At 56.7% G+C, this 11,828-nt stretch carries 11 protein-coding genes; 4 read left to right on the top strand and 7 right to left on the bottom strand.

Going from position 1 to position 11,828, the window contains the following annotated elements:
- Positions 1 to 35: 35 nt before the first annotated feature.
- The 4 genes from hisD to comE all read left to right on the top strand — a co-directional run bounded on the left by hisD (position 36) and on the right by comE (position 3,307).
- Entirely contained in the window at positions 36 to 1,343 is a 1,308-nt protein-coding gene (gene hisD / locus ABJP42_RS20290; RefSeq protein WP_348343711.1) for a histidinol dehydrogenase, read from the top strand.
- A complete protein-coding gene (locus tag ABJP42_RS20295; protein WP_348343712.1) occupies positions 1,336 to 2,097 on the top strand; it encodes an SDR family NAD(P)-dependent oxidoreductase in 762 nt (253 codons plus the stop codon). Before hisD ends, ABJP42_RS20295 begins: the two co-directional genes overlap by 8 nt.
- Before the next feature lie 152 nt (positions 2,098 to 2,249).
- Entirely contained in the window at positions 2,250 to 2,756 is a 507-nt protein-coding gene (comD, locus tag ABJP42_RS20300) for a sulfopyruvate decarboxylase subunit alpha (protein WP_348343714.1), read from the top strand.
- Positions 2,753 to 3,307, top strand: coding sequence for a sulfopyruvate decarboxylase subunit beta (gene comE, locus ABJP42_RS20305; protein ID WP_348343716.1), 555 nt, complete (start codon positions 2,753 to 2,755; stop codon positions 3,305 to 3,307). The genes comD and comE overlap by 4 nt, the downstream gene beginning before the upstream one ends.
- Before the next feature lie 137 nt (positions 3,308 to 3,444).
- Here comE and ABJP42_RS20310 read toward each other — a convergent pair whose 3' ends face one another.
- The 7 genes from ABJP42_RS20310 to ABJP42_RS20340 form a co-directional block, all read right to left on the bottom strand.
- A complete protein-coding gene (locus ABJP42_RS20310; protein ID WP_348343718.1) occupies positions 3,445 to 5,004 on the bottom strand; it encodes a response regulator in 1,560 nt (519 codons plus the stop codon).
- Positions 5,005 to 5,256: 252 nt separating this feature from the next.
- Positions 5,257 to 6,426, bottom strand: a complete 1,170-nt coding sequence (locus tag ABJP42_RS20315) for a class I SAM-dependent methyltransferase (protein WP_348343720.1) — start codon at positions 6,424 to 6,426, stop codon at positions 5,257 to 5,259.
- 294 nt (positions 6,427 to 6,720) lie between these two features.
- Positions 6,721 to 7,515 (bottom strand): phosphodiesterase, encoded by a 795-nt coding sequence (locus ABJP42_RS20320; RefSeq protein WP_348343722.1) that lies wholly within the window; start codon positions 7,513 to 7,515, stop codon positions 6,721 to 6,723.
- Positions 7,516 to 7,568: 53 nt separating this feature from the next.
- Entirely contained in the window at positions 7,569 to 8,741 is a 1,173-nt protein-coding gene (locus ABJP42_RS20325) for an ABC transporter permease (protein ID WP_348343724.1), read from the bottom strand.
- Complete coding sequence (locus ABJP42_RS20330; protein WP_348343726.1) at positions 8,738 to 9,667, bottom strand: ABC transporter permease; 930 nt, start codon at positions 9,665 to 9,667, stop codon at positions 8,738 to 8,740. Before ABJP42_RS20330 ends, ABJP42_RS20325 begins: the two co-directional genes overlap by 4 nt.
- A gap of 10 nt (positions 9,668 to 9,677) precedes the next feature.
- On the bottom strand, positions 9,678 to 10,790 hold the full coding sequence (locus ABJP42_RS20335) for an ABC transporter ATP-binding protein (RefSeq protein ID WP_348343728.1): 1,113 nt from the start codon (positions 10,788 to 10,790) through the stop codon (positions 9,678 to 9,680).
- 107 nt (positions 10,791 to 10,897) lie between these two features.
- A partial coding sequence (locus tag ABJP42_RS20340; RefSeq protein WP_348343730.1) for an extracellular solute-binding protein occupies positions 10,898 to 11,828 on the bottom strand: 931 nt, incomplete at its 5' end.

Genomic DNA, 11,828 nt, shown 5'->3' on the forward strand with positions numbered 1-11,828 from the left:
GCCCCACCAGGATTTCCACAAACAGGACATCTAGAATGACCCTTGAATATCTAAAAAAAGCGTCTCTCACACCCAAATCCAACGCGGTGGAGACCCATGAGATCGTCAAGGCTATTCTTGATGACATCGAGGCCAGTGGGGATGCCAAGGCGCGGGAGTATGCTGAGAAATTTGACCAGTATGGCGGGAGCATCGTGCTCTCGGCAGAAGAGATTGCCGCAGCCTGCGAATTGGTGCCAGACAGGCTGAAGGCCGATATCCGCTTTGCCCATGACAATGTACGCCGCTTTGCCGAGCTGCAAAAAAGCACGGTCTGCGATGTCGAGACTGAAATAACGCCCGGTTTCATCACCGGCCAAAAGGCAATCCCTGTAGACGCGGCGGGCTGCTATGTCCCCGGTGGCCGATACAGCCATATCGCCAGCGCCATCATGACCGTCACCACGGCCAAGGTGGCAGGCTGCAAACATATTACCGCCTGCTCTCCGCCGCGTCCGGGAACCGGTATTGCCCCAGCCATCATCTATGCCGCGCATATCTGCGGCGCCAACAGGATCATGGCCATGGGCGGCGTTCAGGGCGTCGCCGCTATGACCTTTGGTCTGTTTGGCCTGCCCAAGGCAAACATCCTGGTCGGCCCTGGCAATCAGTTCGTGGCCGAGGCAAAGCGTATTCTCTTTGGTCGCGTAGGCATCGATATGATTGCCGGACCAACCGACAGTCTGATCCTGGCCGACCAAGGCGCCGACGCCCATATTGTGGCTACAGATTTGGTGAGCCAGGCAGAACATGGCTACAATTCCCCGGTCTGGCTGGTCACTGATGATCGGGATCTGGCTGTGGACGTCATGGCACGGGTGCCGGAATTGATCGCCAAACTGCCCGACATCAACCGCGACAACGCCTTTGCCGCCTGGCGTGACTACGCCGAGGTTATCCTCTGCGCCGACCGCGCCGAAATGGCCCGCACCTCAGACGAATACGCCCCCGAACACCTCACGGTTCAAGCCGCCGATCTCGACTGGTGGCTACAACATTTGACCTGCTATGGCTCGCTGTTCCTTGGGGAGGAAACCACGGTGTCCTACGGCGACAAGGCAACCGGCACCAACCATGTGCTTCCGACTTCGCGCGCCGCCAGCTATACTGGCGGGCTTTCGGTGCATAAATACATGAAGATCGTCACCTGGCAGCGTGCCACGCGGGAAGGTTCCAAAGCAGTGGCAGAGGCAACCGCCCGCATTTCACGCCTTGAAGGGATGGAGGGCCATGCACGCGCTGCCGATGTGCGATTGGCCAAATACTTCCCCGATGAGAGTTTTGATCTGACCACCCATGGCTGATCCGCGCGCGCTTTTTGATCTCACCGGTATGACCGCCTGCGTCACCGGGGCCAGTTCAGGTCTTGGTCGGCAAGCGGCACGGGTCCTCGCAGCGGCCGGCGCCCGGGTGGTGGCTGTGGCCAGACGCGCCGATCCCCTGCGTGATCTGACTGCGGAAATCGGCCCTGCTGCCGCCTATCTGGCAGGCGATGTGGCGGAGCGTGATAATTTAGCTGATCTGGCCCAGGCTATCGCGACGCCCTTTGGCAGCCCTGACATCCTGATCCATGCGGCGGGAGTGAACCGACGGCAGAAGGCCGATGAGGTCACCCCCGAGGCCTGGGACCAAACCTTGGCCCTGAACCTGACGGCACCGTTTTTCCTTAGCCAAGCACTGGTACCGGCGATGAAGGAAAAACGCTGGGGCCGGATCGTAAACTTTGCTTCGCTGCAGTCCTCCCGCGCGTTTCCCGCCGGGATTGCCTATGGCGCCAGCAAGGGCGGCATCGCCCAGCTCACCCGCGCCATGGCAGAGGTCTGGTCGCCGCATGGGATTACAGCAAATGCCATCGGACCAGGGTTTTTCCCAACCGAGCTAACCCAGGCGGTGTTTGAAGACAACGCCCGCGCCGCCCGCAATGCCGCGCGGACCTGCATTGGCCGCAATGGACAACTCGACGATATCGATGGGCCACTCTTGTTTCTATGTTCCGAGGCGTCGTCCTATGTCACCGGGCAGGTGCTGATGGTGGACGGAGGATATACCGCGAAATGACTCTCCTGTTCCCCGGAAATTGCGCAGCCACTGGCCCTAGCAAGGAGCCCCTCACCGTGAATGACCGATTGATTGTTTCATCGTCGCCTGATGGAATGACGCCGAAGCACAAGATCTCCCCACATGTCAGCAACTAAAAAGGCCCAAGGACAATGAATATCGACAAACGGATCGCTGAGGATCTGGTCGCCAATGACATTTCCTTTGTCACCACCGTGCCCTGCAAACAGCTGGCCGGGGTGATCGAAGAGATCGACCAACATGACAAGATCTTCCATATCCCCTCCAACAAGGAAGACGAGGGCATGGGGCTTTGTGCCGGGGCCTGGATGGGGGGCAAACGTCCCGCCATCATCATGCAAAATACCGCCATCGGGGTGACCATCAATACGCTGGCCACCCTGATCCAGTATTACCGCATGCCGCTGCCGATGTTGATCTCTTACCGTGGAGAGCTGCGCGAACCTGTCGCCTGTCAGGTTGAAATGGCTGTCCACACCAAGGCCCTGTTGGCGCAGATGAATATCCCGACCTACCATTTCCACAAACAGTCAGATGTCGAAGAGCTCGACATGATCCTGAAGTATACTTTCATGTGCAACAAACCGGTGGCGATCCTGACCGATGCCAATTTTTGGGGAGGCTATGGCGATCAATGATCCGTTCTGAAATCCTGCGCGAGATCGCGCCGCTTCTGCGAGACCAGCTGGTGGTCTGCAACATCGGCATCCCAAGCCAAGAGCTGCATGCCATCGACGATCAACCGAGCAATTTCTACATGCTCGGTACCATGGGGCTGGCCTCTTCGATTGGGCTGGGCCTGGCGCTGGCGCAGCCCAAACCGGTCATCGTGATTGATGGCGATGGTTCTGTGCTGACCAACCTTGGCACCCTGCCCACCATCGGCAACAATGCCCCCTCCAACTATATCCTGATGATCATCGACAATGGCTCTTACGGCTCTACCGGGGATCAGCCGACATATACCGGCAAGAAAACCAGCCTGGCTGGCATGGCCCGTGCAGCAGGATGCGACACTGTAGTTGAGGTTCAGGATGTCGACACCGGCCCTGCCTTGCAGCGCGCGTTGGACAGCGGCAAGGCAACGGTATTGGTGGTGAAATGTGACAGCGGCAATGCCAAGATGCCGGTGATCACAATGGATCCTGTGGTTATCCGCGACCGTTTCATGAAGGCTGTAGCCAGCTAAAGGAAAGCGCGCGCCCTTTGGCCTCAAAATGGCGCCCTTCGGCAGGAGGGGCGCCAGACCTGGGCTATAGAAGGCGGGCTCATCCACAGGCACACAACCAATCTGGGGCAACCCCAATGCCTTAGATTTTGAATTTCTTAGGCTCTGGCTTGAAGGCGTGAAATCAGGTCCTGTTTGCGAAAGGGTTTGGAAATGAAGTCATTCATTCCAACCTCGTAACAGGCCTCTGCGTCGCTGGGCTGGGCATTGGCCGTGAGGGCAATGATGCGACAGGCCGCACCTTTCACCTCTTGCTCGTACTGACGAATTTGACGGGTTGCTTCTAGCCCCCCCAGCACTGGCATTGACAGATCCATCAGAACGAGATCGAAATCGGTCTTCTGAAAGGCCTCAACAGCCAGCTGCCCATTGGCCGCAAAAAAGATATCAGCCCCGGTCCTGGCCAACATCTTTTTGACAACCAGTTGATTGGTCTTGTTGTCCTCCGCGACAAGAACTTTCAGCCCGTCCAGCGGATTGATTTCAGCCCTCAGAAGCTTTTCCTTGCCTTTTGGGCTCTTAGTTGCTCTCAGTTTCAGCGGCGCGGGCTTAAGCCTCGCAACCGGTGACGGGGCGGGTTCATCATGAAGGTCCAGATCGAGATGCACGGTAAAGGTAGCGCCTTTTTCCAATGCAGAGGTCACCTCAATAGAGCCCCCCATGCGTTCCACCAGAGCCTGACTGATTGCTAGACCCAGGCCTGTGCCCTCTGCAACACTGCTGGGCGTTGGGTTAACCTGCTGAAAAGCGGAAAAGATAGCACCCTGTTGTTTTTGATCGATGCCGTAACCGGTGTCTTCCACCCAGAGCGACAGGGGCCGGCTTGTCTCACTTTTCTCATAGCCTACACCAACAACGATGCGGCCTTGGTCGGTAAATTTGATCGCGTTTCCGAGCAGGTTCAACAGGATCTGACGGAGCTTGCTGGCATCCCCAACGAAGTTCTCAGGTGTGCCTGCATCGTATACCACATTCAGCTCTAGCCCCTTGAAAGCGGCCTTTGCAGACAACAGAGTCACCGTCTCCTGCACCACCTCCCGCAGAGAGAACACCTCATTCGAAAGCGATATCTTTTCAGCCTGGATTTTTGAAAAATCCAATACATCATTGATGATGCCCAACAACGCATTGGCTGAGTTGAAAATGGTAGAGGTGAACAGAGCCTGCTGGTCGTCGAGCACAGTTTCCTGCAACATTTCGCACATCCCAAGGATGCCATTCATCGGCGTCCTGATCTCATGGCTCATATTCGCCAGAAACCGCTCCTTTGCCAGGCTTGCCTCTTCCGCCTTTTCTTTGGCATGTTTGGTGAGCTCCAGGGCGAGATCGCGTTCGCGTTCAGAGGTCACATCCGCAGAGGATCCAACCAAATGAGTGATCTGACCCGCCGCATCAAAAACAGGCGTCAAGGTTGTGCGAAGATGTCGTGTTTCATGAATTGAGGGTAGTACGATATCATAGGTTGTCGGTTTTGCGGCCTTTATCACGGCCAGGTGGTGCGCCAAAGCCCGCTTTCCAGTCACGCCGCCGTAGATCTCAAGCGCTGTCTTTCCAAAGTAATCTTCACGAGTGAGTTTGGCAAAGGCGCGTGCCTTTGCATTCATAGAGGCATAGCGCGGCAACCCGTCCGGGTCGACTTCAAGAACAATGACAGCCATTTCAACGGCTTCCATGATCTCATAGTCGTGTGAAACCCCGTCCCGAAACAACTGCCACTCCCTTATTTCAAAGCCTCCCGTATTGGGAATGCTTAGTTACAAAACCAGTCCTACCCGACATAGGTTAGCGAATTATGGCCTGTGCTTCACTTCCAGATTTCCTTACCCAGCCTTTCCCAACGCAAAACAAAGGCGGGCACCAGCCTGTGCAACGAGCGACGAAAACCTTTTCAAACTACTGTTTTTTGGCAGCTAGGTCACAGCCTCAGCATGGGTCAATTCGACCTGCACCACATTGGTGTGGCCAATCGCAAAGGACGCAGCGCAGCTCTCCAGATAGTATTGCCAGTTGCGGAAAAAACTTTCGCTGTGGCCCTGCGCCAGAATACGTGACTTTTGCGCCAAAAGGCGTTCACCCCAGATCCGACAGGTACGGGCATAGTCCTGGCCAAAGGCAAAACTGTTTTTGACTTGCAGGCCCGCCTGTTCTGACTGTTCCGCGATCACACTGTCAGACAGCAACATACCGCCGGGGAAGACATATTGTCGGATAAAGTCAGAGGAGTTTTTATAGGTGTCAAAAAAGCTGTCCCTGACTGTAATGGCTTGCACCAAGACTCTGCCCCCCTCTGCCAAGTTGCGTTTCAACATGGCAAAGTAGCTGGGCCAATACCGAGCGCCAACGGCCTCTATCATTTCGATGGAAACGATATTGTCAAAACTGCCGTGGACATCGCGGTAGTCACAGAGTTGAATATCAGCCCGCCCTCCAAGGCGGCTGTTGGCATAGCTGTGTTGACTGGGGGAAATCGTGACCCCTGTGAGATCGCGGCCCTCAGCGGCAGCATGTTCGGCAAAACCACCCCAGCCACATCCCACTTCCAACACCCGATCCCCGCAATTCAACCGGGACATGACACGGCTGTTCTTGCGGCGCTGCGCTGTCTCCAGATCTTCCCCCCCCTCGGCAAACAGGCCAGAGGAATAGGTCATACCCTGGTCTAGCCACAGCTGATAAAAATCGTTCCCCACATCATAATGGGCACGAATATTCTGACGCGCGCCACGCCGGGTATTGGCCCGCAAAACCGTGTCCAAAAGCCGGAACTTCAACTTGTTCAGCCGACTGGGTTGATCATAGGATCCAAGATGGTCGCGGTTGCGCATGGCCAACTCCAGAAAGCCTTCAATCGACGGCGTATCCCAAAGTCCCTGCACATAGGCCTCCCCCAGGCCGATCTGTCCGTGCGCCGCCATTGCGGAAATGGCCGACCAGTCGCGGATCACCATCTCAGCCTGCGGACCAGAGGCGCCAAAGTCATGCCGTGTCCCTTCTGGAGTATACACATGCAACCGCCCCTCCTGGAGTCGCTCGCAGATTGACAGGAATTCCGATTTCAGGGCTTTGTCCGTGAGCTGCATAAGGGGCTCCTTTCTGAAAAGGCTAAAGTGACAAGTCGAAAACTGACACCGCTCGCGCGATGCCCCTCTCGAAAGATCCCTGCCTGCCTCTCGCCTTAGAACCCCAGGTTTGAGTAACACCCGCCCCAGTTGTTCCACATACTAGGGTCCAAAGCGCCGTCCGGTCAAACTCAGGAAAGTCAATCTCTGACCTTGTCTGATTGATTTTGGCTCGGGATTTCCGTTCGCCCTCCCAGAACCGATGCTCCATCGCTCTGCGCAAGGGCGGTTTCGCCGGTGCAAACTTGGTTCATTTCAAAACTCAAACGGTCCCGGCAAAGCGCTGAGCACCATCGGGTGGCTGACCAACAATTGGTCCTTTGTCCAGTGATGCAAAAGGAAGCTTGGCTCCGAAAGCCAAAATTTTGACGGAAGCTGCACGCCCGGCTGTAGTGTCAGCTGCATCCCAATACTGGGGGCGGTGGTGACCACAGCTCCTTGCCAGCGGGTATTGGTGTGCAAATGAATATGGCCGCAGAGGATGCGTTCAATGTTTGACCGCGCTGCAATGAGCGCCCCGAGGTCTTTCGCGCCGATAAAGCCGTCCTCGTCGGTTTCCGGCACCCCTAGCCGCAAGGGCGGATGATGCGCAAAGATAACCGTTGGCTGATTGCCGCCTTCAGCCAGGCGGGCATCAAGCCACCTTAGCGCGGAAGGCGAAATCCGCCCACCTGAGTGGCCAGGGTGCAATGTATCCAGCCCAATCAGGCGAAGAGGGTGGCCTTCGATTACAGAGTGGCATTCGCCGCTGGCTGTCATTGAGCAGATGTCAGGCCCAAAGACCTCTGACAGGATCTGACGGTCATCGTGGTTGCCTGGAACGATGTGGAGCGGCATCTGCAAAGCAGACAGGACCTCGGCGGCCAGCCGCGTTTCTTCCAGGGAAGCGGCCTGGGTGACATCCCCCGTGAGGATCACCAGATCCGGCCCCGGCTCCATACCATTGATATGTCGCACCACCCTGCGCAGGTTCTCTGCCATCGGCGCGACGCCACAGGTTCTTTGGCCCGGCGCCGCGATATGGGTGTCACTGATCTGCGCTATGAGCATTGCAACCCTCCCAAATGCAAATCTTTGGGAGAGTCTCGGAGCAAAGGGGTCATCTAATCGCCACTGTTGAGGTTGTTGGGGGCAAAGACATTGCCAAAGGCACCGCTTGTCGGCGCCGCCGGAGCGAGTGTTTCAGGGACAGGTGCAACGGGCTGCGCCCCTTCCTTTTCCGCCCGCGCTTTTTGCAAGGCTTCGATGCTTTGCTGAATTTCCATCTGGCGGGCCTCTTGCACCCGAATTTTGCAGGCCTCGGGACTGTAGGACTGGGCCGTCCCAACCAGTACAATGACCGCGAAGGCCAAAAGGCAAAAGGCCATCGCGGCGGCATTGCCCCGCAAAAACCCTGGCAGCAGACTGCCCTTGGCAGCGATGATCCTGCCCTGTTTCACCTCTTGCTGACGCTTTTTATTGCGCTGGACCGTCTCAAAGGCAAGCGCCGCAAAAATCGTCAACACGATGATAATAAAGGCCAAAGCAGAGATAGAGGGGTTGATGCCCAGCCGCACCTTTTGCGCCAGAACCGTCGTCAGGGTTTTGTAGTCGATGATGGTGAAGGTCGTGGTGTTATAGTTTTCAAACGAGGCCAAAAAGGCCAGCACCGCGGCCGAGGCAATGGCCGGGCGCATGAAGGGCAAGAGGATCTTGCGAAAGGCCTGGGTATGGCTTGCACCCAGATCCAGCGCCGCCTCGGTCAGACCGGGATCAAACCGCTGCAGACGGGCGACAAAAACCAGCATCGCATAAGAGGCAATAAAGGAGGACTGGCCCAGAATCGTCAGGAAGATGCCGTTGTGAAACAGCCCATGAAGCAGGCTGCCATCCTCTGCCCCAAGGAACCTGCTCGCCCGGTCCCAAAACACCAAAGTAGAAATCCCCAGAACAACGCCCGGGATCAGGATCGGCGCGGTGATCAGGGTGTAGTAGGTGGCACGCAGCCGGGGCCAGATCTGGGTCAGCACGATCGATGCGGCCAGCCCCATGGAAACAGACAGGATGACCGTGCCAATGCCAATGATGATGCTGTAGTAGATGCCTTCACGAATATGCTTGTCGTTGAACAGAACATTGAACCATTCATAGGAAAAACAGGCCCAGGGCGACACCGAGGGAAAGGCTGCCGAATTAAAGGCTGTCAGGCTCATCACCACCAAAGGTCCAAGCAGGTAGCTGAAGAAGATCAAGAGATAGGCGCCAAGCGCCAGGCGCATAAGGATTGCGGAGTTCATTTTCCAATGTCCCCCATGTTGACCCTGAACAACTTCATCACCGTCAGCACGATGGTGATGGTCGCCACCAACAGAACAATCGCGTAGGCCGCGCCCTGCTGCCAATTCAGCGAGTCATTGAACCATTGGTAAACCAGCTGGGTGAACCACAGGCTGCTGGGTCCACCAAGGATCTGCGGCGCGGCCAGCGCACCCGCCGAGAGCATAAACACCATGGTGGCACCCGAGGCGATGCCCGGTTTGGCATGTGGGATGACAATGCGGCGATGGATGCGGATCCAGCTGGCCCCCATGTCGCGGGCCGCCTCGATTTGATTGCGGTCCAGGCTCTCGATGACATTGTAGATCGGGAACAGCATCAATAGGATATAGGCATAGCCCAGCCCGGCATAGAGCGCGATGTCCTGACGAATAAAATCAATCGGTGCCTCGGCCAGGTGCAGGAACAAAAGCACCTCGTTCAACAGACCGTTTTCGCCAAAGATGATCCGCAGGGCAAAGGCGCGCAGGATCTCGTTGATCCAATAGGGAATGATCAGCAGAACGACCAGCAGCCGCACCAGGCCCGAGCCCTTTGACTGGCCCAGGAAATAAGCCAGCGGGTAGCACAGGATGATGTTGAAGACCGTGACCATCATGGCGGCAAAAATGGTGCGCAGGAACACTTTGAGATCGACAGTGTTGTAGCTTTGGTGCGTGGTGTCAGATCCATAGAGCAGATGCTGGTAATTGCTCAGCGTATAGACATCTTTTGGCCCGCCCAGCTCGGCTGGTGGCAAGTTATGGCGAAAGGAATAGTCCAGCATCGAGAGCTGCGGCAGGATGATCAGGAAGATCAGCCAAAAGCCTACTAGCCCCATCAACATGCCTCCCATCACCAGGCCGTTGTTTCTGAAAAAGTCAGAAAAGATCATTTTTCGTTTCATCTGCCACCCCCTATTCCGACGCCAGCTCGGCGGCTGGCATGACAACGGCATTGGCCGGGGCATAGTGCAGCGACAGCATTTCTCCGCGGTTCGAGATCTTATCCTGCCCGGCATTGGGCACAGCCATCTTTATCGTTTTGCCGCCCTCGCCCTCCAACAGAACGCTAAAGGAATTGCCTTCGAATTCTTCATGAATGACATTTGCCGAAATGGTGTTTCTGCCGTCCTCCTCGGCAGCACCGGGCTGCAGGACTTCGGGGCGAATGAACATCATCGCGTCATCACCCACCCGGAGCTTGCCAACCGCCGCCGGAGTAATCCGGGACAACAGATCACCAGAACGGTTGCTGCGGATCACCGCCTCATTGCCATTGATCTGAATGACCTTGCCCCGGAAGACGTTGTTTTCACCAACAAAGGAGGCAACAAATGGCGTCGCTGGGTGATCATAAATGTCATGGCCATTGTCGATCTGCTCAATCACGCCTGCCTTCATCACCGCAACATTGTCGGACATGGTCAGCGCCTCGCCCTGATCATGGGTGATGTAGATAAAGGTGATGCCCACGCGCTTTTGGATCTCGCGCAGCTCGGTGCGCATATGTTGGCGCAGCTTCAAATCCAGTGCTGAAAGCGGCTCGTCCAGCAGCAAAACATCCGGGTTGGCACAAAGCGCCCGGGCAATGGCAACCCGTTGTTTCTGCCCGCCGGATAATTCGCTTGGAAGTTTATCCCCCTGGCCACTCAGCGCGATCATGTCCAGCAGTTCATCGGCGCGTTTGCGTCGCTCAGCCACGCTGGCACCGGTCACCTCCATGGAGAAGGAAATATTCTCCCAGATCTTCATCAGGGGAAAAAGGGCTAGGTTTTGAAAGATGAGAGCCGTGGGGCGTTTGTTGGGACCAATGCCCGCCATGTTCCGCCCACCAATGCGCACCTGTCCCTGGCTCGGTTCCAAAAACCCAGAGACCGCGCGCAGAATGGTTGTCTTGCCGCAGCCAGAGGGGCCGAGAAAGGAAAAGAAGTCACCGCCCCGAATGGCAACATTTGCTTCTCTGACGGCGACAAAATCTCCAAAGCGTATCCAAATATCATCCAGATCGACTGCAACACCCGATGTCATGCTGTATCCCCTTTGACTTGCCCGAAGCAGGCTCTGCATGAGCCCGAATGTGGCCCATGCCACGGGTCTTGCCCGGACGCGCCGGACAAGACGGGTTTGGAAGAGAGCTAGGCGCTCTGGAACTGGTTGACGAACTCGGTTCGTACATCCGCATACCAGGGGGCCTCGGCCGGCCAGGCATTGAGCCGAGCCAGGGCATCGCCCGGATAGGCCTCTGCAAAGTTTTTGGCATAGGCCGCGCCTGCCAGTTTGTCGGCACCCAGGATTGGCGAATTGTAGCCATGTTTGTCGATGGCCGGGCCTGCATTGGCAGGGTCAAAGGCAAATTTGATCAGGGCATAGGCCTGGTCGATATTCTTGGCGCCCTTGGTGATCGCAAGCCCATCCACCCAGGCCATCGCGCCTTCTGCTGGCGCCTGATAGGTGACCGGCTCACCTGCTGTTTTGAGCGCCAAAGGCGGGCCATCCCAGGATTGTCCCAGCAAAACCCCATCGTTCAGAAGGCCATTTTTCTGACTGTCTGCATCGTTCCAGATCAGTTTCAGATTCTTCTTGCGGGCCATGCACCACTCAGTGATCTGGGTCCAGGTCCTGCGCATATTCTCTTCGCTCTCATAAGCGGCCCAAACAGAGCCAGGCTCCATCTGACCAGAGGCCTCCATATAGAGCCCCGCACAAAGCATCCCGGAATGCGCCCGGATCATGGTCTTACCCGCGTTTTCGTCAGACCAGATCTCGCCATAGCTGGGCACACCGTTCGCGGCCGCAGGCGCCCATTTGTCAATCCGCCAGGCCATACCCTCGGTGCCCCAGATATGCGGGATCCAGGTATTGCCTTTGTCGCCAAAATCCCAGGCATCGGGTCCAATGCGTGCCATCGCCGGATTTGCTGCCTCAATCGGAATGCGGCTCATGTCCAGAGGCTGCAGCAGATCCAGCGGCCCCCATTGCAGCGAGCGGTTATTGGTAGGGCCAATCAGATCGGCGCCTGCCCCCTGCGAGGCCTTCATCTTGTTGATCAGCTCCTCGTTGGAGCCG

The sequence above is a fragment of the Pseudophaeobacter sp. genome, from assembly GCF_039971195.1.
Taxonomy (GTDB): Bacteria; Pseudomonadota; Alphaproteobacteria; order Rhodobacterales; family Rhodobacteraceae; genus Pseudophaeobacter.